General features: G+C 57.2%; 20 protein-coding genes and 2 pseudogenes. 13 read left to right on the top strand and 9 right to left on the bottom strand.

Translation table 11 applies throughout. The annotated features are described in order from the left end of the window. Window positions 1–1096 precede the first annotated feature (1096 nt). A complete protein-coding gene (locus ABDK75_RS17130; RefSeq protein ID WP_346006543.1) occupies window positions 1097–1759 on the top strand; it encodes a ParA family protein in 663 nt (220 codons plus the stop codon). A 355-nt stretch (window positions 1760–2114) separates the two neighbouring features. Here ABDK75_RS17130 and ABDK75_RS17125 read toward each other — a convergent pair whose 3' ends face one another. Both ABDK75_RS17125 and ABDK75_RS17120 read right to left on the bottom strand, forming a co-directional pair. Then, a complete protein-coding gene (locus ABDK75_RS17125) occupies window positions 2115–3050 on the bottom strand; it encodes a replication protein RepA (RefSeq protein WP_211555666.1) in 936 nt (311 codons plus the stop codon). 459 nt (window positions 3051–3509) lie between these two features. Continuing rightward, window positions 3510–4958, bottom strand: coding sequence for a site-specific integrase (locus ABDK75_RS17120; RefSeq protein WP_346006542.1), 1449 nt, complete (start codon window positions 4956–4958; stop codon window positions 3510–3512). 113 nt (window positions 4959–5071) lie between these two features. Between ABDK75_RS17120 and ABDK75_RS17115 the strand changes: the two genes are divergently transcribed. Continuing rightward, the gene (locus ABDK75_RS17115; RefSeq protein ID WP_346006541.1) at window positions 5072–5518 is read left to right on the top strand and encodes a hypothetical protein; all 447 of its coding nucleotides are present in this window, start codon (window positions 5072–5074) and stop codon (window positions 5516–5518) included. Window positions 5519–5559: 41 nt separating this feature from the next. On the opposite strand, the gene ABDK75_RS17110 is transcribed toward ABDK75_RS17115, so the two are convergent. After that, window positions 5560–5769 (bottom strand): hypothetical protein, encoded by a 210-nt coding sequence (locus ABDK75_RS17110; RefSeq protein ID WP_346006540.1) that lies wholly within the window; start codon window positions 5767–5769, stop codon window positions 5560–5562. Between the two features lie 172 nt (window positions 5770–5941). Between ABDK75_RS17110 and ABDK75_RS17105 the strand changes: the two genes are divergently transcribed. The 5 genes from ABDK75_RS17105 (at window position 5942) to ABDK75_RS17085 (ending at window position 9021) form a co-directional block, all read left to right on the top strand. Beyond that, window positions 5942–6700, top strand: a complete 759-nt coding sequence (locus ABDK75_RS17105) for a hypothetical protein (RefSeq protein ID WP_346006539.1) — start codon at window positions 5942–5944, stop codon at window positions 6698–6700. Window positions 6701–6768: 68 nt separating this feature from the next. Continuing rightward, the gene (locus tag ABDK75_RS17100; RefSeq protein ID WP_061928388.1) at window positions 6769–7023 is read left to right on the top strand and encodes a type II toxin-antitoxin system Phd/YefM family antitoxin; all 255 of its coding nucleotides are present in this window, start codon (window positions 6769–6771) and stop codon (window positions 7021–7023) included. Then, window positions 7023–7466, top strand: coding sequence for a type II toxin-antitoxin system VapC family toxin (locus tag ABDK75_RS17095; protein WP_346006538.1), 444 nt, complete (start codon window positions 7023–7025; stop codon window positions 7464–7466). Before ABDK75_RS17100 ends, ABDK75_RS17095 begins: the two co-directional genes overlap by 1 nt. A gap of 185 nt (window positions 7467–7651) precedes the next feature. Beyond that, a complete protein-coding gene (locus tag ABDK75_RS17090; RefSeq protein WP_346006537.1) occupies window positions 7652–8071 on the top strand; it encodes a hypothetical protein in 420 nt (139 codons plus the stop codon). 134 nt (window positions 8072–8205) lie between these two features. Then, the gene (locus ABDK75_RS17085; protein ID WP_346006536.1) at window positions 8206–9021 is read left to right on the top strand and encodes an abortive infection family protein; all 816 of its coding nucleotides are present in this window, start codon (window positions 8206–8208) and stop codon (window positions 9019–9021) included. Window positions 9022–9255: 234 nt separating this feature from the next. Here the strand turns inward: ABDK75_RS17085 and ABDK75_RS17080 are convergent, their stop codons facing one another. Then, window positions 9256–9996, bottom strand: a complete 741-nt coding sequence (locus ABDK75_RS17080; RefSeq protein WP_346006535.1) for a hypothetical protein — start codon at window positions 9994–9996, stop codon at window positions 9256–9258. Window positions 9997–10486: 490 nt separating this feature from the next. Continuing rightward, window positions 10487–13444 (bottom strand): Tn3 family transposase, encoded by a 2958-nt coding sequence (locus ABDK75_RS17075; protein WP_062020722.1) that lies wholly within the window; start codon window positions 13442–13444, stop codon window positions 10487–10489. 155 nt (window positions 13445–13599) lie between these two features. Between ABDK75_RS17075 and ABDK75_RS17070 the strand changes: the two genes are divergently transcribed. Continuing rightward, on the top strand, window positions 13600–14196 hold the full coding sequence (locus tag ABDK75_RS17070) for a recombinase family protein (RefSeq protein ID WP_110914744.1): 597 nt from the start codon (window positions 13600–13602) through the stop codon (window positions 14194–14196). 43 nt (window positions 14197–14239) lie between these two features. Further along, the gene (locus ABDK75_RS17065) at window positions 14240–14560 is read left to right on the top strand and encodes a helix-turn-helix domain-containing protein (protein ID WP_346006534.1); all 321 of its coding nucleotides are present in this window, start codon (window positions 14240–14242) and stop codon (window positions 14558–14560) included. Window positions 14561–14967: 407 nt separating this feature from the next. On the opposite strand, the pseudogene ABDK75_RS17060 reads toward ABDK75_RS17065, so the two are convergent. The 4 genes and pseudogenes from ABDK75_RS17060 to ABDK75_RS17045 form a co-directional block, all read right to left on the bottom strand. Further along, window positions 14968–15123: pseudogene (locus ABDK75_RS17060) on the bottom strand (IS630 family transposase); the annotation flags it as partial. A gap of 182 nt (window positions 15124–15305) precedes the next feature. Continuing rightward, a pseudogene (locus tag ABDK75_RS17055) lies at window positions 15306–15605 on the bottom strand (transposase); the annotation flags it as partial. Between the two features lie 160 nt (window positions 15606–15765). After that, window positions 15766–16449 carry a transporter gene (locus tag ABDK75_RS17050; RefSeq protein WP_346006533.1) on the bottom strand — a complete coding sequence of 228 codons (684 nt, stop codon included), beginning with the start codon at window positions 16447–16449 and terminating at the stop codon, window positions 15766–15768. A gap of 133 nt (window positions 16450–16582) precedes the next feature. Next, complete coding sequence (locus ABDK75_RS17045; RefSeq protein ID WP_346006532.1) at window positions 16583–17038, bottom strand: helix-turn-helix domain-containing protein; 456 nt, start codon at window positions 17036–17038, stop codon at window positions 16583–16585. A 75-nt stretch (window positions 17039–17113) separates the two neighbouring features. Here ABDK75_RS17045 and ABDK75_RS17040 point away from each other — a divergent pair, with 75 nt between their 5' ends. Genes ABDK75_RS17040 through ABDK75_RS17025 form a run of 4 tightly spaced genes read left to right on the top strand, consistent with a single transcriptional unit; the run spans window position 17114 to window position 24781 of the window. Further along, window positions 17114–19252 carry a heavy metal translocating P-type ATPase gene (locus ABDK75_RS17040; RefSeq protein ID WP_346006531.1) on the top strand — a complete coding sequence of 713 codons (2139 nt, stop codon included), beginning with the start codon at window positions 17114–17116 and terminating at the stop codon, window positions 19250–19252. Continuing rightward, window positions 19249–20538, top strand: coding sequence for a TolC family protein (locus tag ABDK75_RS17035; RefSeq protein ID WP_346006530.1), 1290 nt, complete (start codon window positions 19249–19251; stop codon window positions 20536–20538). The genes ABDK75_RS17040 and ABDK75_RS17035 overlap by 4 nt, the downstream gene beginning before the upstream one ends. After that, on the top strand, window positions 20535–21689 hold the full coding sequence (locus ABDK75_RS17030; RefSeq protein WP_346006529.1) for an efflux RND transporter periplasmic adaptor subunit: 1155 nt from the start codon (window positions 20535–20537) through the stop codon (window positions 21687–21689). The genes ABDK75_RS17035 and ABDK75_RS17030 overlap by 4 nt, the downstream gene beginning before the upstream one ends. A 2-nt stretch (window positions 21690–21691) precedes the next feature. Next, a complete protein-coding gene (locus ABDK75_RS17025; protein ID WP_346006528.1) occupies window positions 21692–24781 on the top strand; it encodes a CusA/CzcA family heavy metal efflux RND transporter in 3090 nt (1029 codons plus the stop codon). The last annotated feature ends 61 nt before the right edge of the window (window positions 24782–24842 follow it).

Raw genomic sequence — 24842 nt, 5'->3', positions numbered from 1 at the left:
TGAAGGACATCGGAGGGAAAGAGTACGAACCAGGATACTCCGTCATGACGTAATGACAGCTTTACATCCTGTCGGCGCTCGGCGCAGGCAAGACAGCGGCACACCTCACAGATGCCGTTACGTCGTTACAGCTTTACGCGATGGCATCTGAAGGACATCAGAGAGAAAGAGCATGAACCAGGATACTCTGTCATGACGTAATGACAGCTTTACATCCTGTCGGCGCTCGGCGCAGGCAAGACAGCGGCACACCTCACAGATGCCGTTACGTCGTTACAGCTTTACGCGATGGCATCTGAAGGACATCAGAGAGAAAGAGCATGAACCAGGATACTCTGTCATGACGTAATGACAGCTTTACATCCTGTCGGCGCTCGGCGCAGGCAAGACAGCGGCACACCTCACAGATGCCGTTACGTCATTACGGCTTTACGCAATGGTATCTGAAGGACATCGGAGGGAAAGAGTACGAACCAGGATACTCCGTCATTACGTAATGACAGCTTTACATCCTGTCGGCGCTCGGCGCAGGCAAGACAGCGGCACACCTCACAGATGCCGTTACGTCGTTACAGCTTTACGCAATGGTATCTGAAGGACATCGGAGGGAAAGAGTACGAACCAGGATACTCCGTCATGACGTAATGACAGCTTTACATCCTGTCGGCGCTCGGCGCAGGCAAGACAGCGGCACACCTCACAGATGCCGTTACGTCGTTACAGCTTTACGCAATGGTATCTGAAGGACATCGGAGGGAAAGAGTACGAACCAGGATACTCCGTCATGACGTAATGACAGCTTTACATCCTGTCGGCGCTCGGCGCAGGCAAGACAGCGGCACACCTCACAGATGCCGTTACGTCGTTACAGCTTTACGCGATGGCATCTGAAGGACATCAGAGAGAAAGAGTACGAACCAGGATACTCCGTCATGACGTAATGACAGCTTTACATCCTGTCGGCGCTCGGCGCAGGCAAGACAGCGGCACACATCACAGACGCCGTTACGTCATTACGGCTTTACGTCATTATGGCGTTGCGTAACGCCGTAATGACGTGTTATTAAACATATATATCGAGGGAGAAATATGAATAATGCCCATTCTGACTATTGCTTCTTTCAAAGGGGGCCCCGGAAAGACCACCTTGTGCCAGATAATCTCAGCGCGTTGCGCGGCAGATGGTTTGACAGTCGCAGTCATCGACGCTGACCCAACAAAAGCGATGTCCGACTGGCATAGCAACACTTATGAAGGAAAGCCGTTCACCTGCGTTGCAGAAACTTCGGAGCGGTCAATCGCTGATCTCGCTTTGGGATTAGATGAGACATCTGATCTCGTTTTGATAGATACGGCGGGCTTTGGTAACTTGGCCGGAGCAGTGGCAATGACCGTGGCAGACCAGATCCTTGTTCCGTTGACTGCTGGAGCAGCAGATCTCAACCAAGCCGAAGAGACAATCAAACAGGCCAAAGGGCTTGCATCGGCGGCACGACGTAAGATTGAAGTTCGTGCAATAATGAACCGTTTGTCTCGCACTAATCTCACAAAGCACGCGGAACAGGAGTTGAAGGAAGCTGGTATTCCTACTTTGAAAGCATCAATCTCACACCGCACAGCTTTCGGAGAAATTTCCTATTCAGGCACGATACCAAGTAAGGGTACAGCTGCCGATGAGGTAACCGCTCTAATTGCCGAACTAAGATCGATAGGTTGGATACCGGAGATCTCTAAGATACCTGACGTGGAGCACGGTTAATGGCGCTCAAACCCAGAAAGCGACCCGACGCTAGTGAGATCACCGCTGCTGCACTCGGAAAAGCTGGCAGAAATGATGAAGGATCTGCATCTCAGACGAAGACTCGTGCAACCGAAGCACTTGAGACTGCGCGAAGCGTTAACCCAAGATTACCACCAGCTGAAGTCGTTCCAGAGGACAAAGCTGTTAATCATAATATGCGTGTTAGAGCGAGCACTCTTCGTGCCCTGGGCAAAGCTGCAGAAGAGCAGGGAATGACAGTCAAGCAGTTTATTATGCGGGCTGTTGCTGACAAGGGAGTAGTCGTTGCTTCACCTGATCTAGAGAATGGCAAAATAACTCCGTGGCGAGATCGCTAAATCGACTTTCGCGGAATCATCCGTGGTTTTACAGGGGGAGGGGACTGGTGAAGAATCAGTCCTTCCTCTGTCACCTCTACTTTTGCATCGGGATAGACGGCTAGCGCTAACGCGAGAGGCTTCTGCCATTTAGCTTTGAAATGATAGAGTTCCTTATAACTAGGGCCGAATTGGGCTTTTAGAGCCCCCCAAGTCACAAGACGCTTCTGATTTAGAACATGAAGCCGGTATGCAAGCCATATGTAAATGTCCAACGCTGCTGAGTTATTTGCGATGGCCCTAACAGCTGCCTCTTGAACGGGTACTGGATGCTTACGAAGTTGCTCAAAATACCCTTCGGAAAGCTTTGCTACTTCGAGATAACTTTTGTCACTGTAAGCACCGCCTTCAGAGACAAAAAGCGCGCCATCAACAATTGCTTGGTTTACGAGAGCACTCGTCCCTGTTTCGTTGTTATGAATATGGAAACTTAAGCGGCATCTGCTAATGCGTTCGGCTTGATCGCGAACCGAACGCGCAGAGGATCCACTAGGCTGAATACCAATCCGCTTAATCCATTGTCTTAGGCTTTTGCCTAACTCAATTTCTCGAGAGTTCGTTCTAATCGCTTCAGTTTGCAAGAAGAGCAAAATCAGCCTGGCGTGTGCACCGAAGGGTACACCTACATGCTCCAATTCATCGGTATTGGGGATGGGCTTTATTCCCGGCTGAATGATTAGTTTCACCCGATCGGACGACATTTGCCATGCTTCATGAGCCGGTAATCTACGGTGAGGCAAAGCGCATTGAGCCCAGCCCGAATATATAAAACCCAGTCCGTTTTCTTCATCAGACATGTACGCTGATGCAGCTTCGACTACGTCTCGATCTAAGCCTAAGGCCAAAACACCTTGCTTACCTTGAGCTTCTAAAAGCTTATGGATGGTCGTCACACTGCTAGCCCTTGAGCATCCCGAGAAATCTTTTATTGCACATCAGCTGAGGAAAGCAGGCGTGTGTTTTGGTGATGCCGGTAGGTTCGAGGCGTGTGTTTTGGTGAGGGAGGTCTTTTTAGCGCTCCAGACCCGACGAGAGATCCTTCTGGCTCTAACTAATCCCAAGTCGAAGAACGAAACCATGTGATTTGGTGAGGGTGGCCATGGAGAAATACGGTGTTTAGTGCGGGGAGAGGCTAGATAGCCGCTTTTCGTGTGATCTGGTGAGACGAACTAATGGTTATTAGTGAATCTATTATTAGTATGCTCACCAAATCACACGGAACAACATGTGAAAGGCCGCACTTTACCACATGCAGCATCTCACCAAATCACACGCTTTCATCACCAAATCACACGATCCGAATGGCATAAGGTTCTTTTTGATCCTCACCAAATCACACAGAAGGAATAACCTTAAAACCGACTTCGCCCCGGATGTCTGGTCATTGCATCCTCGACTTCGATATATTTCTCCACGACGCCAAAGGTCTGATGGCGGGAGAAGCGCTTGAGCGAGACCAGATCGGTGCCATCCCGCGCGCCAGTCGTGATCGCGCCACGGCGCAGACTGTGCCCGCTGAAATCGCCTGTCACTCCCGCATCCAGGCACCGCTTCTGTATGATCCGGGCCACAGACCGGTCAGACAGCGCCTCTGAACCCATCGCGGGCGGGGCAGGAGGCTGACCGGCCTCGGCAGCAGGCGGGAGCCACACCCGCCGGAAAACCGGTCCCTTGGCGTCGGCCAGTTTCGCCTTCCGAAGCCACGCTTCATAGGCCCGGACCGGACACAGGGCAGTAATGCCCCGCGGGATGGCGACTTCGACACCCTGACTGGTCCGGTCCCCCTTGGATCGGTCCAGCCGGATCCGCATCCCGTCATCATCGAGCGCTACATTCTCCAGGCACAGCGCCGCCACTTCGGACCGTCGGAGGGCGCCGGCAAAGCCGAGCAGAAGAATGGCCCTGTCGCGGACGCCCACTAACTCGGTGCTATCGATCTGCTCAATGACCTCGCTCAACAGATCCCAGGTCAGTCCCTTGACCTGCCGGGACGCGCTTCCCGTCGACGTCCTGCGAATACCCGCAACAGTTTCGGACACAAGGGCATGGGAGGTCGGGACGGGAACCTGAGCGATATGATGCAGATAGCGCAGTGCGGCACGGTGCAGATCCACCGTCGCGGGTCGCTTCTTCTGCAGCGCAAGATCAGCCAGATAGGCGGCGACATCCTCGCTGCGGGCAGGCAGGGCAGGGAGCCCATGTCCTGCCGCCCATGCGCACCAGGAGCGCACGGCCGAGCGATAGGTCCGGCGTGTGTTCATTGCCTTCGCCGCCCGGGAATAGGTTTTCGAGGCGCGCTCCGCCGTGACCAGCGTTCCATCATAGTCGGGCAGCGCCTCGTCGGTCAGGGCATCGAACCACAGCAGAACCGCCGCAGACTGCTGACCCAGAGGAGAGGCCAGTGGAGCCAGCGTGACGGCCTGCGATCCCGCTTTGGGCCGCTTGGTCGCCTTTGGCTTGAACCAGGCGACGAAGATGGGATCGGGTTCGAGGTCCAGAGCGATCGCCAGGTCGTGCCCGGAGGGCAGGGTGGTTACATGGGCACTCGCAATCGCCAGAGCGTCTTCAGCCGTTTCCACATTGGTGGCCAGGACCGTGTCCTCGGCAAATTCGTTATGCCGGTATTCGATGCCGCGAATGACCAGAGACAGGCGAGGGGAGAAGCGACCGGTGGACAGGAGCGCGACAGAGTTTTCCAGACTGCCGGCAGGAAGCTGCTGTCGGGTCTTCTGGTCCAGCCGGTCCATGAGGGCCTTACGGGCAGCCTTTGCCGAGCCTGCGATGTGAAGATGGCTGAGCATGGAAACCTCCGTGAAACCTGAACTCGGCTCCTGATAGCACGAAGCCCGGGGCAGCGCAGAGAGGAGAACAAACACTGTCCAACGCAGACCGGAAATGTGTTAACGAAGACTGAATGCCGATCCGACCGGAACTGAAAGCGCTTTACCCTCCCAACTGGCCCGAACTGAGCCGACAGGTGAGGTTCGAGCGGGCAGGGGGTGTCTGTCAGCGCTGCGGTCGACCGCATGGACATCACCTTCAGGTGCTACCGGGTGGCCGATGGAAGCATCCGGACACGGGGCATTGGTTCAATGGTCGGGGCAGGCGGGTCTCACCTCCGGACCTGATCGAGCTTCTGCAGGTGCGTCAGACGAAAGTGTCTCTGGCGGCGGCACATCTGAATCATGATCCCACCAGCAACCGGCTGCGCAATCTGCGCGCGCTGTGTCAGCGCTGCCATCTACTGCACGACCGGATGTATCACCTGGCCCAACGACGTCTGACGCTGCAACGGCGTCTGGCACTCGGGGATCTGTTCGAAGGGCTGTATCGGGCCGGGATCACACGCCTGGGGCTATAGAAACCCTGATCGGCGTATGATCCGGCGTTCTGAGCGTCAGATCAGGCAGCTGCCTCGAACGTGACGTTCGCGCTCGCGAGGCGAGGGTAGCGGCGGATCACGCCTTCTGGGCTTTCTGCATGCACCAGGATCGTGTCGCGTCCTTCCTTGAGGAACGTCTCCAGAGACGCGTCGTCGCGAACACAGTGAACGAAACCATGGTCTTCGGCACGGGCGAGGGCGCGGCTGTCACCATAAAGAACTCTGGTCATGTCTGCTTCTCCAGTCTGAGACCTTGATGATGCAGCGGAGGAAACCCGCTGCCAGACAACCGTATCGCGGGTGGTTGTGAGTGCAGTGAGAGCGAACGCCGTGGGTGGTCCAGTCTGACCCCAGTCTCTATTGTCCCCGACGCAATGCCGTCACCAAAGGGAATAAGACGCTGTGATTGATCCGAATAAGTCCTACCGGATAGTTTCTGAAGACGACACGGACAGGCAGCCTCTCAGCGAGCTTCTTCTGGAAATCGTCGATGCCGTTCCGGCTTTCAAAGGCAATGACTTGAAGCTCTCCTATCCAGGAAGTCTGATCGTCCCCGTCCTCTGGGTCGGCTCCAGTCTAGCTTTGATAGGGGCGTCTTTAACACTGCAGCACGTCGCTTTTGCCGTTCTCCTAGCCTACCTCGTCTTCAATTTCAGTTTGACGGCCTATCTCGTTGGTAGTGCCGCAGTAGCGTTCAAACGAGAGCTGGCGAGCCTCTATAGTGAAAGCGTCCTCCGTGCTGGCCAAACGCTTGCAAGTGACCTGGCAATGCTCAAACGGCTGTCGGCATATCCTCTGGAAGAGCTTTCTCTAGCGCGCAAAGCGTGTGAGCGATCTTACGACGGCTATCTGGAACGGCTCTCTCTTATGAAGTTTCCCGCACTCCTCAAGCTAGTCCCAATCGTGACGGGTGTGGGGCTCACAGGATTACTAACCTCTGTTCCAACGCATGGACCGGCGATCGTGCGTGGGGCTGGTCTTCTTGTGCTTCTTGCCTTGCTGTGGGGCGCCCTGTTCGTCTGGATGGTGGAATTTTCCCTAAAGTCCAAACGCCAGAGACACCAGCGGCTTCTGGATTTGCTGGGCGAAGGCATTGAGGCCTGCAAGCGCGATGAGGATGCTGCTCCGGTGCAGGACGTCGCATACACGCGAATAGACTGACCGTCTTTGCTGGCTTCTGGCATATAAATGTAGTAACGTAGCTACGAAATGTTCAGGAGATGTTTGGCATGACCGTCACAACCTTTTCCAGTCGCGAGTTCAATCAGGACACCGCACGGGCTAAAAAGGCCGCTGTTGAAGGACCTGTTTTCATCACGGACCGTGGAAAACCCGCGCATGTCCTGATGAGTATTGAGCAGTATCGACGGCTAACCCATGCGCCCCGGAAGATTGCGGATGCGCTGGCTCTGCCTGCCGCGGAAGATATCGAGTTCGATCCGGCGCCCATGAGCATCGGGCTGCGTCCTGCGGATCTCGCCTGATGTTTCTGCTGGACACGAATGTCGTTTCTGAATTGCGGAAGGTCCGCTCGGGCAGGGCGGATCCTAATGTTGCCAGCTGGGCAGATCGCGTCGAAGCCGACAGCCTGTTTCTGTCCGTCATCACCGTGATGGAACTGGATATGGGCGTCATGCGGATTGAGCGAAAGGACGCTGCCCAGGGCGTGATTCTTCGGAACTGGTTGGACAATTCCGTTCTTCCCGCTTTTGCCAACCGGATACTCTCTATTGATCTTGCTGTAGCTCGGCGCTGCGCTCAGTTGCACGTACCGGACCCGGGTTCAGAGCGCGACACGCTCATTGCTGCGACCGGGCTTGTTCACAGGATGACCGTTGTGACACGCAACACGAACGACTTCCGCCATTCAGGCGTGACACTGCTAAATCCCTGGGAAGCCCACTTCATGAAATTAAGCTCCCATTAAAGAAATCGAAATTACATGAGCTACTATGCACTGCTCGAATGAGCAGCGGGAAAACCGTTCAAATATCAGCAATAGGGGACGACTGGAAGTGCGAAGCTCGCTCGCAAGTAAAACCCGACGTGTTTTTGGGTACGGACGTACCCCAATTCAAAGCTCTTTATTGATCTGCCAATTTGGAAAACCACATGTGTCACGTAAAGCCGTCGATCATCAGCTTTTACCAGGATCTTCCTCAAGATGAGCAAGCTGCCGTAGCGCAGCAGGTGACAGACTGTGCAGGGCTTGGCCGTCAGACGCTACATCGACTGTGCATCCGCATTGACGAACGTCTTTGCAGGAAGATCAACCTTCCCGAGCTTCCTGACATTGATAGCAAGTGGGGGCCACTCAGAAAGCTTTTTCGAGAATTGGGAGGGGGCGAGCTAATCGCCTTTTACGACAATGGATTGCGGGTACCACGCTCTGTATTCCTCAACCGGAATGCTCTTCTATTACTGTCGGACAAGTCTTCTGCTAGGAGGTTGGTGTTGCCGGCATTCGGTTTGCCTTCCGGCAGACCACTTCTCATAATGTCTAAAGAGGGAGACAAAACTGTTCACCGCTGAAATTCCCCAATAGTAGATTAATATTAGACAGATATCTTCACGATAATCAATGTCTGTCTAATATTACATATCTCCTAGGGTATTTGGTACCCATCAGATTTTCATTATCCTCGCTCTTTAAGGTTGAATACTAAATGACACATGAAACCCTCCCTGCTCGTATAATCAGCGACGCAAACCTATCAAGACGCTTCCAGGTAACGCTCGCCGAAGCTCTGGCTAAGTGTATGGACGAGAGCGAATGGTCGAAATTCGGACTTACTTATTACCTTGATGAGGAAATCACCAAAAACCAGCATTTCATGAACAGCGTAAGATATCAGAATCCTGACTATGAAGCTAAGATACTGCAGATTGTCGATCGTCTACTTTCCGACGATCAACCCGCCTTAATGGATCTATTCAATAGATCAGAAATACAGCGTTGGTTCAGTTCGAATGCTCCTGATATTCTTAAAGTATTTACAGAGAGCGCCGACCCTTTGGTGGAAGCGATCGCTCACAGCCTTGCAGAGACTGAAGCCGTGGAAGGCATTATCGATCTTTCTACGTATACTAAACGCGTACAAAACGCGCTTCCCAATGATCCGCCCCTCGCTATTGGTGTAACTAAGGAGATGCTCGAGGCGACTATGAGGACAATACTAGGTCGCAAAGGGTATCAAGGCGTCAAAGACCTCGACTTTTCAGGTCTGACATCCCAGTGCTTTAATGAACTGGGACTGACGCCAAATGACGAGCCAAAGACCGACAGTGAACGCCACACCCGCAAAATCGTTAGCGCTGCAAAGAAAATGATTTTAACCGCTAATGAGTTTAGAAACGCGGCTGGAGCCGGTCACGGCCGTGACGTGGACCATGAGACAGAGGTGACGGCCGCCGACGCCAGCCTCGTTACCTCGTGCGGTTTAATACTGGCGTCGTGGCTAATTAAAAACTCAGAGAATTAAAAGTCGACGGAAGCACGCTCGTTAGAACCATACTACTTATCTCACGAAGCACCGTGCATCGAGCGGTGTGCTCTGGAGTGGATGCTAGGGCACACATCAGTATGTTTAGGAGTTATAGTCCGTCGACAATCTATGTCTTTAGAAATGCGTCTTAGCAAAGCGATCGCAGAAGCGATGGTCGTCCCGTACATAGACGGAATGTAAGGGAGACTGACAGGTGTCGGCAATCGACCTCTATCGTTCACGGAACAGACGTTTGATGTGCGTGACGTGCACAGCCCTTACGCCAACGCGCGTCTGCGCCTGCCGCACGAATTTCCGGTTCAGCTCGCGGGCCAGCGTTTCGCCGTCCTTGATCGGCACAACACTGTAAGTTCTGATTGCCCAGGAGATGTCGCACTGCCAGTCGGTATGGCGGCTGCGCATATGCCACCGCTTCATGGCCTCGTCTCCGCACCGCGCCGCTTCGATGTGGCTCCAGCCATTCACCTCCGCCATCCAGGCCAAAGCGGCATCCTGCCTGCCCTCGGTCATGGTCTTTCCCCAGTGACGCACGCCATGGCAGTCAGGGCAGAGGGAAATCACCCCTTTAAGGATCTGGACCCGGCGTTCGTCGTCATACGCCCACCCTTCGTCAGCCTCGACCGGCCATTGAGGTCCTCGTCCTCCGCATACCCGGCAGCGGGACCCTGATCGCGCATAGGCATCCTTCCGGATCCGGTTCCAGTCTTCGGGCGCCAGGAAGGCGCGCAGATTAAAGCCCCACAGAGCCTGCGGCACCATCCACGGACGGATATAGGGTGGCTTGCGATCCGGCCGATACCGGTAAGGGACGAAAGGCATTAGAGCGTCGAGCTTGTCCCGGTGCCCCATCCAGCACTTTTGCTCACCGTTAAAGAAGGCACCCCCTTGAGAGGCTTCGTGGCGGCGTTCGAACGGTACACAAAGAGGGATGAGTTTGGTCAATGCAGTCATCACAAATAGAGACGGCCGGAAGACCGTCGTGGAAAGACGCAGTGTCGAGGGACGCAGAACATATCTCAACAACGCTAACGGGAGGTTCGCGGATCACCCTCTCGTTATAGTGCTGCAGTACTAACTCTGCCACTCAGCGCAATCGGCAGTTCCTCATCCTCTTCAGTCGCTATTGTTGTTCAGGGCAAAAAAGAAGAACAGAAACAATTGAGCCAAGAAGACTTCTGATTGATATCTTCTTATTTTTTTCGTTATTAGTATATATGAGAGCATCACGTATAATATAGACACACCGAGGGCTATTAAAGATAGAATTAAGGAGTATCTATTATACATTTTGTGGCCAACGTGAAAAAACTCATACAAAATATAACATATTAGTAACGTAATGGTGCTCGCAATATCGATCCTATCTAAGAGGGATCACGACACGAAAGTGTATTTTACGTACGCTTGGAGTGAACACCTGTAGAACTGGCCACATTGAGGTTCACGCAACAAGTAGGGATGCAGGTACCCGAAGCGGTCGTAACGCGCCAGCTTCGGGCTGCTCATCGACATTCCAGCGATAGTCGCCTGTCAAAGAAATATGCTCCCAGCCGAGGGGTGCGATATGCTGGGCCAGGTCATCTGAAATACCGAGCGTCGTGATGGCAGACTGAAGATAGCGCGTATTCCATAGGATGACCGCTGCCACCAGCAGGTTCAGACCTGACGCCCGATAGGCCTGATTTTCAAAACGCCGATCCCGCAGTTCGCCAAGCTGATTGAAGAAGAGCGCCCGAGCCAGCGCATTCCGGGCTTCTCCCTTATTGAGTCCAGCCTGGGTTCGTCTGCGCAAATCCAGATCCTGTATCCAGTCGAGCATAAAAATTGACCGTTCGATCCGGCCGACTTCGCGCAAAGCCACAGCCAGACCATTCTGACGGGGGTAAGATCCGAGTTTGCGCAGCATGGCCGAAGCGGTCACGGTTCCACTCCGAATAGATGTGACGAGACGCAGCAGGTCGTCCCAGTGTTCCACAATATGGTTGGTATTGATCAGGTCACCGGCCATCCCACCCAGAAGTTCGCCCGGGTGTTGTCCCGGAAAAAGGTGAAGTTTCCGCTCTTTCAGATCCCGTATCCTGGGCGCAAATCGATAACCAAAGAAGGGCATCAGCCCGAAAACATGATCCGATGCCCCACCCGTATCTGTATAATGCTCTTCAATGGAAAGTCCGTTAGCATGATACAGCAGCCCATCCAGAACATAGGGCGCTTCACCGGCCGTCGCCGCAATCACCCGGGTCGAAAACGGATCATACTGATCGGAGATGTGGGTGTAGAAACTGACGCCCGGTTCACTGCCATTGCGCGCATTGATATCGCTGATCGCAGCGCCTCTGCCACCTGCATGAAACAATTGACCATCACTTGAGGACGATGTGCCGTCTCCCCAGAGTGACGCCAGGGGCAGCCCACGATGGGCTGCAACCATACGGCCAAGGGCTTCGGCGTATCCGGCCTCGCTGATATGCCAGTCATGCAGATGCGCCAACTGGCGCAGGGTGGCACCCTGACAGGTGTCGGCCATGCGTGTCAGACCAAGATTAATCCCATCCGCCAGGATCACCGTCAGCAGGGCGTTTTTGTCATCCGCGACACGGCTGGAACGGCGATGGGTAAAGCAGTCGGTGAAGCTGATCCAGCGGTCCACTTCCAGCAGAAGATCAGTAATCTTGATCCGTGGCAGCCGGTCGTAAGCCGCCCGCCTCAACTCTTCCACAGCAGGGGGTGTAATTGCTTTCAGAGGCGAAATCACAAGACCATGTGCATCAAGCCGGACCTGTGACAACTCGCCCTTCCTGGCAAGAGCCGTCACCCGGTTCAGCGCGGTTTCCAGCACTGCACGCCGTTGAGAAAGGAACGTGTCAGCCGTAGCATTGATCGCCAGAGGCAACGGTCCTTGCGCGCGCATCGCTGCAAACGTGGCTTCCGGAAGAAGGTAGGTGTCGAATGCGCGGTATTGGCGACTTTCCGTTACCCAGATGTCTCCGGCACGCAGACGCTCGCGCAGCTGGGTCAGAACACAGAGTTCGTAAGCCTGTCGTATGACTGTTCCCTCTGGCCTGACAAAGCTGTGCCAGGAAGGCGGAATGAAACGGATCGGACAGGAGTCAGGCAAGCGGCGTTTACCGGTCCGATAGAGGTCTCCAATGATCTGCACCGCCTTCAGTAATCCCTGTACCGTGCGACCACCCTGAAACTGGAACGCGTTCAGGAATGGACCAATGGCAGGACGAAGCGAGCGATGCCGGTTGATCAGTTCGGCCGTGCGATCAATTGTCTCTGGAGCTGTCAGGGTTTCAGCCCTGCCGATGGCGTCCTGGAGGCGGGGCCAGTCAATTCCCGTAATGGCAGACAGTGAATCAACACCCTGATCACGCGCTTCGATCAGATGGCGACAGGAGGTTGTGAGCAGACGGAGCTGCGCCTGCAACGATCGCACGGTGACAATCGCTTTGTCACGGACCCGGTGTTCGGCACGGCGGATCATGCTTCCGAGCAGTTTTTCCATCATTGTGAGGGTCGCGTCGGTTAGAACCTCCTCAAGTCGGACCCCGGCTGCCACCAGAATGGCGTAACGACGGGATGACCGAAGCTCGGCCAGATGCTGGGGCGTAATCCGGGCAGCTTCTTCGCCCAAACGGTCAAAGGCCACACGCGGTATGGTCGTGGCGCGAGCGCTGTCGAGGTTCAGGGATCGTACATACTCCAGGCGTTCCAGCAATCGCAGGATATTGCGCGCGGCTGGTGACAGGGGCGGGTTACGCAGCCACGAGAGCCAGGAGGCACTGCGATCGCCACGACGCTCCAGCATTTTGTCCAAACGACAACGGGTTTCCGGCGGCAGATCCCCTGCAAGGACGTCATGGACAAGGTGATTGGCCTGCTGGCGAGCACGGCGCACCAAGGCTTCAATGACAGTGACCGACGGCAGGAGAATGCTTCGGCGACGCATCTCGTCAATCAGGATCGCAGCCATGCGGGATGGCTGGGTCACATGATGTGCAATTGGCATCGCGAAACCGGTCATGTCATGAAATGCCGACCGATCGAAGGTTCGGTAGCCATAACGCTTCATCAGGTGGGCCAGATGGGATCGACGGGTTTCGTCACGACGTCCGTAATGGGACCAGAGCCCAGGGGACAGGTCGAGCTGCCGCGCAACAAATGACAGAATGGAAGCCGGTGGTGTTTCACCAGATTCCAGCACCCGTCCCGGCCAGCGCATGTAGAGCATGACCATCGCAAAACCCAATCGGGAGGCTTCTCCGCGGCGGGTTGCGATCAGATCGAAGTCATCCTGGCTGAGTGTAAAATGTCTCGTGATCTCGCGATCATCGACAGAAGGCTCGTAATGTCGGGCGAGAGCTTCACGGGTCAGAAGACGGCGCCGCGCCATGATCGGATGTCTCCTTCATGTGTCCGGAAGGGGATCATTGAACGGACGATCACTGGTTCACCTGCCAAGGCAGAAAAACAGCCGAAAGCCGAGTCTCATATAGATGGTACCATATTTTTTGCATTGACGGGGCGTTATACGTTACACTTTCCCGCATGACGCACACATTGATCGGCTATGCCCGATGCTCGACGGACAAACAGGACCTCGCGGTCCAGCAGCAGGAACTTCTCAAACTCGGTGTTGCTGCCGATCGCATCTACACGGACAAAGGCTTTACTGGCACGAACCGGGAGCGACCCGGCCTTGATCAAGCCCTTGCGGCTGTTCGCAGTGGCGATACTTTGGTCGTGCCAAAGCTTGATCGGCTGGCCCGATCTGTCCCTGACGCGCGAGCCATTGGCGATAGTCTGACAGCCCGTGGTGTGAAGCTTCAACTTGGGAGCAGCATTCACGATCCGTCAGATCCGATGGGTAGACTGTTTTTCAACATCTTGGCGACTTTCGCGGAGTTTGAAGCCGATCTGATCCGGATGCGCACCCGCGAAGGCATGGCGGTCGCCCGCGCCAAAGGCAAGCTACGCGGGAAAAAACCTAAGCTCTCTGACCGGCAGCAGAAGGAGCTTCGCCGGATGTATGATACCGGCGATTACTCCATCAGCGATCTAGCCGAAGTCTTTTCCATCTCTCGTCCGACAGTCTATCGAGCTCTCAGCAGAACAGCCTCAATGTTCTTGTCGGGTTCACTCTAAGCGTACGTAAAGTACACTTTCGTGTCGTGACCCCGAAACGCGCTTGCGGATCGTCCGTTATCTCGTGACGGTCGGCGCAGACGGCCGCTCGGCCGGTGCTATCAGTACATTCCTCGGAAATATCCCACCGTCTCGCCTTTCTTTTCACCTCGGACATCTGGAACGAGCCGGTCTTATCGAAAGTCTCCGCGACGGTCGTCAGATCATTTACAGCGCGACGTTTCCGGCTCTCTCAGACCTGGTGGCCTTCCTGATGAGGGACTGCTGCGAAGGGCATTGCCTCGTTTGTGACCGCGCTATCGCTCTATTCGCGAAATGCACGGGACGTCCTACGCTGGTCTGTGAAGATGTTGAATCTCAGTAGGCATAATGCTTCCGGAGCAATAGTCGACGGAGTGTTTGCCAGAGATTATGCCGCAAATTCGTTGCTGAGAACCGTAAACTTCGCCTCAGTGGGTCACAGTCCGATGGCCCGCTTTTCCGGTAAATACTTCGCACGATTATAGTCGGATATAATGGCTGCTGGCGCCTGTCGGATCAAAACGCTGATTAGCAGACACGTAAAAAAAAATTCTAATGCGCTTCAGATTATGCTGTTTCATTCAGGAACTGTTTAGGCCTCCCGTTATTCCCTGATTCACATTTACCTGTTCATAAGAGAATTTCATGAAATTGGAGGGTTCGAAAAACCCTTTTTTCCAACCAATCAAAATTGATAACTCATTGATATTGTTATGTCTGGAAAAGCCGGGATTGGGGTTTTTCGAACCCTCCACCTGTGCGAGCCGCATGCGTCCGGCTGGACCCGTCACGGATCGCCGCCAGGGCGCGCAGCCGGCGTGCGACGTTCGCCTGCCGGCTGCGCGCCGCAAGTCGTCTCGGGTCAGAGGTCGAGTAGTCATCCCATAGCTTCACCGCCCTCGTCATCCGCCAGATCCTCCCCAATTCAAGAGAATCAGAACCGACGCCGCTCGTCACTTCACACACGAGTCAACGGCCACACCCTTTGGTATTACCAGCGTTCCGCAGGGTCGCGCCAAATCGGTCAAACAGTCTTTCCAAGCGCACCCGTCTATATCAGACGCTCAGGGGACAGCCAGACCGTTTTTGGCATCCGGCCCCCGGTCCGAAAGGTCCAGACCAAGGAAAAGCATAAAAGACAGGCGGTCGTTGATCAGGTATTCCGTCCGCTCGTCGGAGAAATTGTTCAGTGTCTGGATGACCAGACTTCTGAACATCAGCGCCGGATCAAACGGAGGACGTCCGCCCTTGCTTCCGTCAGAATACGCCAGAGCCGCTTCCAAATCATGGCGGAACACCTCAAAATCCACAGTCCGGGCAAAGGCTTCAAGCTGATCGCCAAGCCCGTTCAAACGAGCAAGCCGCTCTTCATCATCTATCACTCCAATCCGAGCAGGAAAAATGAAATCCTGGAGAAGGGCTCAAAACAAAGAGGTTTTTATAACCCTCTAAATCCTGCGTAAGGTCAAGGCATTACGCCCATACCCGCCGACCATCATGCCTAACCCGGGGGAGTGTCTCAAATGTGCTCCAGACAAAGTATCACACCTAATGTATTTCATCGAGAACAAGAAGAAACAGGAACCCTATGAAAAACATCGCGGTCGATGCTGGCGAATCAGGTTTCTCGTGTGCCTCGGTCAGAAGCTCTTCGGTGACGAGATAGAGTAATGCGATAAGCCCAAAGCTCAGAAAACCGGTCGTAAACGCATGCGGCAGTGAAAGAGCAGGCGTGGCAACAACCAGACCGACGGGCAGAAGCATACTGATGGCTGCTGTCGCCCCGATGATCGCGAGTTTCCCTGTCCCGTTCTCGGCCAACGCAGTCGTAATGTTCAACCCGAGGAACAAGACCTCAAGTGTCAGCGCGACAGTCAGGAGATAGCCTTGCCGTGCCCCTGCACCGAAACCAAAACCCAGAACAAGTCCATCAAGAAAGATGTCCAGCCCGATCATGCAGAGGAACGCGGCTGGACCTCTGAGCCGGCTGTCCAGTGCCTTGACGCCGAGCATTGTTGCCGTGCCGATTCCTCCGCCCACCAGCGTTGCGACAGGATTCGCGCCGTGCATGATGGAGGGCAGGATTTCTACGGATGCAGCCGAGAACACGACCCCTGCGGCCAGATGCTGCATTCCGCTGACGAGCTTTTCTTCTGGCGGTCGGTAAACGGCGATTAAGCCGCCGATTATGGCAGCCAGGACAGGAGGGAGACCATAGACGAGAGTGTGCAAAGCCGTTGTTCCTGTAGTTGAATATTACGATTACAAATTAATATTTGCTATATTCTTGATTGGGGATGTAGCGAAAGGCATCGCAGACACGCCTTGAGTGTGAATTATCCACGGATTCGGGACGCAGTCGCTTTCACAGTGATGACGGCCAACGATCTGCTTTGCCGCACGTGTCATAATGATCGGTAATACACAGGTTATGATCGCCGAGAACCTGAATAATACGACAGGTGTCGACAGTGCCGCCGCTGCACTGGTCAAGCATTCTCTCTAATTCGTCTTCCAATGCCTTCAGACGACGAATCCGTTTGCGCACTTCATTGAGCTGACGCATCGCTATACTGTCGACGACTTCGCAACTTTCATTGGGAGACTCAGACAGTGCGGTCAGCTCCCGAATATCATCGAGAGAAAATCCGAGTTCTCGCGCGTGGCGGATGAAACTCAATCGCTCGAGCGTTGCCTTCGTGTAGACTCGCTGCCCCCCTTTGCTGCGTTCGGGTTCCGGCAGAAGTCCGATCTGCTCGTAGTATCGGATCGTGGGGATTTTGACGCCGGTTTCGGCGGATAGTTTTCCGATATTGACCATGAAAAATCGCCTTGACCCTCTAGTCGCTAGAGGTCGTATCTACTCGAATCTCCTCCTCATGAACAGGAGATTCGAATGCTGGAGAGACACGAGTGGCTTGTCGCAGGCATGGACTGCCAGGCCTGTGGCATCAAGGTGAAGGGTACGCTGACAAAGACGCCGGGGATCGAAAGTGTCGAATTTTTCCCGTTGGCACAGCGGCTGCGCGTGGAGTTCGATCGGACTCTCGTCACACCTGAAGCGATAGAGGGCACTGTAAAGGGGCTTGGCTACGAAACAACGCGCGGCGGGATAGACCGCAAGGCGGCCGTCGATGATCCTGCGCCAACGGCCGCTGGCACAAAAACACCCTGGTACAGGACAGGCAAAGGACTTCTGGTTGTTCTGACGACCGCGCTACTGGCACTCGCCTGGGGGGGCAGCACTCTCCTGCCCGAGAGTTCTCGTCGATGGCCTTTCATCATGGCCTGCCTTGCCGGTCTACTGCCCATTGCGAAACGGGCATGGGCTGCTTTGCGATCGGGGGAACCCTTCACGATCGAAGCCCTGATGACCATTGCCGCCATCGGCGCGCTGTTTATAGGGGCCGCGCAGGAGGCAGCTCTTGTCGTATGCCTTTTCGCGCTGGGAGAACTGCTCGAGGGCGTCGCGGTCGAACATGCCCGCAGTGGCATACAGGCGCTCGGGGCTCTTGTCCCAAAGACGGCATTGCGCGAGGAGGGTATCGTCGTGCGGGAGGTTGCAGCGTCCGATCTGGTTTCTGGTGACGTGGTTCTTGCCAGGCCTGGCGATCGCATCCCTGCCGATGGCGACATCCTCTCGGGAGCAGGCGGCATTGATGAGAGCCCGGTGACGGGCGAGAGCATTCCCGTGACACGCGGACCGGGCGATCAGGTGTTCGCCGGCGCGATCAATGTCGAGGCGGCCCTCCGGATACGGGTGACGCGGGCGGCCACCGATAGTACCATCGCAAGGATCATCCGGCTCGTCGAACAGGCGGAGGAATCACGCGCGCCGACCGAACGGTTCATTGATCGTTTCAGTCGCTGGTACATGCCGGCCATCGTCGGGTTGTCGGCCTTTGTCGCCGTCGCGCCGCCGCTGTTTCTGGGACAAAACTGGTCGACATGGATCTATCGCGGTCTGTCACTTCTGCTGATTGGCTGTCCCTGCGCACTGGTCATTTCCGTCCCCGCCGCGGTTGCATCGGCGCTGTCGGCTGGTGCCCGGAATGGTCTCCTCCTCAAGGGGGGCGCGGTCATCGAAGCGAGCGCGAAGATCAGGACAGTCGCGCTCGACAAGACTGGCACGCTGACGAAGGGCCGTCCCGATGTCACGGACGTGATCACACTGGCAGATATGCCGGAACGCGATTGCCTTGCACTTGCTGCTGCGGTCGAAAGCACGTCGAGCCATCCTTTGGCCAAGGCCATTTTACGGCGGGCCGAGGGACTTGCTCTCCCGATATTGCAGGAGAGCAGAGCCATACCGGGCAAGGGCGTCACGGCAACGATCGGAGGGCAGGGCTATGCAGTCGCCAGCCCCCGACATGCAACACAGGACGGTGCGCTGGATGAAAACGGTGCGAACCAGGTCAGAGCTCTTGAGGAAACAGGAAAAACCGTAGCGGTTCTCTATGCCGGCCGCGCCCTGGCCCTGATCGCTTTGCGAGACGAACCTCGCGCCGATGCCGGGGACGCCATGCGCCAGCTCCGAACCCTTGGCGTCACGCCGGTCATTCTCACAGGCGACAATGCCCGGACGGCAGCGGCCATCGCGACCGCGCTCGGTACGGAATACAGGGCTGAGTTGTTACCCGAACAGAAACTTGCGGCCATTCGCACGCTTGGGGAGCAAGGCCCCGTCATGATGGTCGGAGACGGCATCAACGACGCACCCGCACTGAAACAGGCTTCGGTCGGCGTTGCCATCGGTTCGGGCACCGATGTCGCCCTCGAAACGGCGGACGCCGCCCTCTTGCGGGATCGGGTCGGCGACATTCCAGCCCTGATCCGCCTGTCTCGCGCGACCATGCGCAATATCCGTCAGAACGTCTCGATCGCACTGGGTTTGAAAGGGCTATTCCTCATGACATCCATCGCCGGGGTGACCGGGCTCTGGGTGGCGATCATGGCCGATACGGGCGCGACGGTGCTCGTGACTCTGAATGCCTTGCGCCTTCTGCGTTCGGGCAGGACGGGCGTCTCCGTATGAAGAGATTGTTCCCTCGCGCGCGCCGCCTCCCGTTTTCGTGTGTTCTGGGCAATGTGGTGATCGCAGGCCTGATGGTTGCCTCGTTTCCACAGGGAGCCTGGGCCCAGCCGACCGACCCCACGTCCGGCACACTTCATGATGCGATCGAAGCTGCGTGGACCAACGATCCGGCGCAGAACGATCTTGCGCTTCAGGAAAGCGGTGCGAAGAAACGCGAACGGGCGGCCAGATCCTGGTTCGCGGGCAGCCCGACGATCGACGCGCAATATTTCGATGATCGCCCGAGCGGGCGAAACTACGCCTATCGGACGACCCAGGCAGGCCTGTCCGTTCCGCTGTGGCTGCCGGGACAGGGCACTGCCACCGAAAACGTCGCCCGCGCAGACGCGACCTTTGCCGCGGCACAGCGTGAGGTCGCCCATATGGCGGTCGCCATCCGGGTTACGGATGCGACTGGTGCCTTGCAACTCGCACGCGCGCGCAGGATGACGGCGCAGATGACACTCGCGGCGTTTCGACGTCTCGCCGGTGCGGTGCAGGCATCGGTGCGGGCCGGTGAGAGCACATCCGCCGATCTGCAAGCAGTCAACGGCCAGATGGCCGTGATCGAGAGCGACGTCAACGCCAGCGTGGAAGACGAGGACGCGTCACAGGCAAGCCTTGATATTCTGACCGGGCGGCCGACGCGGGTATCGCTCGCGGAGATCGACAGTCACTGGCCGCTTTATCTGAGAGCCCAGGCGGTCCCCTGGTCCGAAGACCGGGATCCGCGGCTGCGGGCGGCCCATCAGAGAGTGCGGGTCGCGACCGAGAAAGATCGTCTTGCGGCACACAGCTATATGCCCAATCCGGAAATTGGCGCGGGTGTGATCAATCAGGGCCAGTACGGATCGCCCTGGGACACCCAGATCGGTGTCAGCCTTCGGATGCCGATCCCAACCGACGTCACCCGTGTTCCTGTCCGCACTCAGGCACAGGGGGCGCTCTCGACAGCCGAACGCGACGAGATCGACACCCGCCGGACAATTCTGGCGGAGGTTGCCCGCGTTCAGGCCCGCCTGCGCAACACGTCCGCCTCGATCGTGACGACGGCACAGGCGGCGCGTGACATGCTGACGCGCGCCGATGCGGTGGAACGATCATGGCGCTCTGGCGAGACGCCGCTGATCGAGGCCATTCGCGCCCGCATGGATGCCTACGACGCGCGTCTGCGGTTCGAGACCGCAGAAGCAGGATACCGCATCGCCATTGTTCGAACTGTCATAGCCTGGGGATATCTACCTTGAAACGGATTGCCTGTATCCTGGCGCTCGGCCTTATGACGCCCATCCTCGCACATGCGCAGAATGCGAACTGGCAGAAGACCATCACCCTGCAACCCGACGCGGGAACGGTGGAGGGGCTGCAGATCGTTCGGCCGGTCGCCGGTGCGCTGCGTCCCGAGATCAAGGCCATGGCCACCGTCATGGAGAACGCGGGGCGATCGGTCGCGATCCGACCCGCCGGAGACGGAAAGGTTAGCAAGGTTTCGGTCATTCCCGGTGACCATGTAACCACCGGGCAGGTTCTCGTGACCTATGTCGATCACGCCCTGCATGTCGTGCAATTGCAGCTCGCCCAGGCGCGCGCCGACCTTGCCGGCGCGAAAGCCAGGCTCGCGGATGCGACGCTCGCCTATCGGCGCGGCAGGACATTGTCGGGCACCACCGTTTCCGCGGGCGAAGTCGCGCGACGTCTGTCCGCGATGCAGGAGACGCAAAATGCCGTGCGCTATCAGCAGGCTGCCATCGACACGCTGACCCACCGTCTCGAGGAGGAATTCACTTCATCCACGGAGAAAATCGTCGAGGACGAGAATTCTGTCCTGATCGCACCCTTCGCGGGCGTCGTGAGCCGGGTCGACACCGCCGTCGCGGACGATATCGCGCCTGCGGATATTGTCGTGCGGATCGTCACACCGTCCAATGTCTGGATCGCGGCCTTCGTGCGGCCCGACGACGTGTCACGACTGGAAGTCGGATCCGAGATGCGCTTTCTGCCGCTTGGCGCGGACAAGGCCGAACTTCGGACGGCGAAGATCCGGACCATCGAAGGAACCGCCGATCCCGAGACTGGACTGGTCAGGGTGATCGCAACGTTTGACGACCCCGGCACGATCTTAAGGCCCGGAACGCAACTCGATGCATGGCTGTCTGTCAGGGAGCAGGTGACGGGCATGATCGTGCCAACGGCGGCCGTGCAGAGAGTCGATGGCCATCCGGTGGTCTACAAGAAGGTCGGGGACGATCGCTTCGAACCGGTGCCGGTGCAAAGTCTGCTGGAAGAGCCGGATAGAAGCGTGCTCTCGGGGAAGCTCACAGCGGCGGACGATATCGTGGCGCAGGGTTCGTTCTCCCTGAAGGCCATGGCTCTTCTTTCCGGTCTCGGTGGAGACTGAACATGCTGTTTGCATTCTTCCAAAAGCAACGCTTCTTCGTTTTCGGGCTGATCGTCGCCCTGCTGGTTGCCGGCGTCGCCTGTGTCGAGGGGTTGCCCGTCGAGCCGGTTCCGGACATCTCGCCCCGGCAGGTGATGGTCACCGTGACGGCTCCCGGGCTCGCGACCGAGGAGGTCGAGAAGCTGATCACCTTCCCCGTCGAGACCAGCTTCACTGCCCTGCCTGGCCTGATTGACCTTCGATCGGTTTCGCGGACGGGCGTGTCGGCCGTCTACCTCCAGTTCGACGATGCGACCGATATCGATCTGGATCGGGCCCGGGTCGCCGAACGTCTTCAGGATGCGCGCGACACCGTCGCCGTCCCCGGTGTCCGCGTCGAGCTTGGCCCACGCACGACAGGAATGGGCGAGATCATGCAGTTCCAGCTCAAAGGACCTGCCTACTCGCTGATGGACCTCAACCGCATCATGCGCTGGACAGTGGCCCCTGCGATCAAGCTGTTGCCGGGTATCGCCGAGGTCAACGCCAATGGCGGCGCCGAGCAGACATTTCAGGTCGTTCTGGATCCCCTGCGTCTGCGCAGCTACGGCGTGAGCGTTTCCGATGTCTACCAGGCGATCGACGGCAACAACGCTTCCGCAGGCGGTGGATGGATCGCGCATCAGGCGGAGCAGCAGGTGATCGTCGGACGTGCGCTCGTGGGCAAACTCGACGATTTCGGCCAGATCCCGGTGCGCATCGGAAAGGATGGCAACGTCATCCGGGTATATGATGTCGGCACCGTCGGACTCGGTCCACGGACCCGGCTTGGAGCCGCCACACGTGACGGGAATGGAGAAATCGTGCTAGGCGCCGTCATGATGCAGGACGGTGCGAGTTCGAACGCCGTGCTTGCAAGCATCCGCGCGGCCCTTCCCGCCATTCGCAAGTCGCTGCCTCCCGGCGTGACGCTCGATCCATATTATATGCGCTCGACATTGACCGGCGAGACCATTGCGACCGTCAAGGAAAACCTTCTGATCGGCGCGGCTCTGGTGCTGTTCGTTCTGGTCGTGGTGCTGGGAGACTGGCGTGCTTCGCTCGTGATCGCCTCCGCGATCCCCGCAGCACTTCTATGTGCGTTCATCGGGATGCGGGTCTTCGGCGTGTCAGCCAACCTCCTGAGTCTCGGGGCGATCGATTTCGGCATGATCGTCGACAGTTCTCTGGTTGTCGTCGAGCATTTCATGACCTTGCGCTCAGGCCGGAGCGACAGGATGTCGATGCGCGACACGGCAATTGAGGCCGCGACGTCGGTCGTGCGCCCGGTAACGTTCTCGATCTTCGTCATCATCATGGTCTATCTCCCGATTTTCGCCCTTCAAGATATCGAGGGGAAGATGTTCCGGCCCATGGCGCAGACGGTCGCCATGGCCCTTCTCGCTTCGCTCGTCTACTGCTTTGTCTGCATTCCGGTGCTCTCGGCCGTCTTTCTGCGAGGCGGCGAAAGCCACAGGGAAACATGGTTCGTACGCAAGGCGCGCCGGTATTATGAGCCCATGCTCGCCTGGAGCGAAAAACGGGGTAAAACGGTCCTCCTGATCACGATCGGCGTCTTCGTGGTATCGGTTGGGCTTGCGACCCGTCTTGGGGGCGAATTCGTCCCGACCCTGGAGGAAGGATCGCTCACGACGACGGTCACTCGGTGGCCCAGTGCGTCGCTGCCCACGGTGATCGAGGAAATCGGTAAGCAGGAGCGGCTGATCCGTTCCTTCCCCGAGGTCAAGACCGTGGTGACGAATATCGGAACCGCCGCCGTTCCGACGGACCCCATGGGATCCAACGAGTCCGACAGCTTCATCATCCTCAAACCCCGATCGGACTGGAAGACGGGCCGGTCGCAGGAGCAACTCGTCGCCGAGATGTCGAAACTGCTGGAGACGAAGCTGCCGAGCGCCAACTACGAGTGGTCCCAGCCCATCCAAATGAGAATGGACGAGCTTCTGTCAGGGGTACGCACGCAGCTTGCGATCTCCATCTACGGAGACGATCTCGACGAACTTGCAAAACTGGCGGATCGCGTCACGCAGGTGGTCGCGGCCGTGCCGGGAGCGGCCGACGTCGCCCCGCAGGGAGACGGCACTGTTCCCTTCATGCATCTAGACGTCGACCGCGGCGCCGCCGCGCGACGGGGGGTTCTGGTCTCTGACGCACTCGCCCAGATCACGGCGATCGGCGGTCTCGTCGGAAAACCCGTGGTGATTGGCGGCACGATCATTCCGACCCAGATCCGGCTCGATCCGCAATCGACACTGTCTGAAACAGACATAGGCAACCTTCCCGTTCGAAGAATCGACGGTCGGGGCTGGGTTCCTCTCTCCGAGGTGGCGACGATCAAACTGGAGGAGGGACCTTCGCGTATCGATCGGGACGGTCTGCAGCGAAGGGTCACCGTGCAGGCGAATGTTCGCGGGCGCGACGTCAATTCCTTCGTGGCGGCCGCCCAGAAGGCCGTTGCGACGGACGTTGTGCTTCCGGCCGGATATCGGATTGTCTGGGCCGGGCAGTTCAAGAATCTCCATTCCGCGATGCAGCGGCTCAGTGTCGTCGTGCCGATCGCGCTCCTGGTTATTTTCGTCCTGCTGATCGCAGCACTCGGTTCCGTGAAGGCCGCGGGCCTGGTCTTCTTCAACCTGCCGATCGCGGCGACAGGAGGGATCATCGCGCTGACGTTACGGGGTCTCCCGTTCAGCATCGCCGCCAGCATCGGGTTCATCGCGCTGTTCGGCGTCGCCATTCTCAATGGCGTGGTGCTGGTCAGCCAGATCCAGTCGCTCCGGAACAGCGGTCTGGATGCCGCGACGGCGGCGTTCGACGCCGCACGGTCACGCTTCCGTCCTGTCCTTGCGACGGCGAGCGTGGCGAGCCTCGGCTTTTTTCCCATGGCGTTTTCGGGAAGCATGGGTGCCGAAGTGGAGCGGCCCCTCGCCACCGTCGTGATCGGCGGCCTGGTCACCTCCACCCTGCTGACCCTTCTGGTCCTGCCAAGCCTCTATGCCATGGTGTTCAGGAACGGGGCTCCCCGCGCGCGGCATGCGATCACGCCGGGATAGGCGCAGTGTGGCGAACACAGGGCCGCCCGTCGGTGTCGCCTTCAGTAATGGCCGCGGAGGG

This window comes from Gluconobacter sp. OJA (assembly GCF_039638325.1).
Lineage (GTDB): Bacteria > Pseudomonadota > Alphaproteobacteria > Acetobacterales > Acetobacteraceae > Gluconobacter > Gluconobacter cerinus.
The sequence above is the reverse complement of the archived record's forward strand: the minus strand, read 5'-3'. Positions and strand labels throughout refer to the sequence as shown.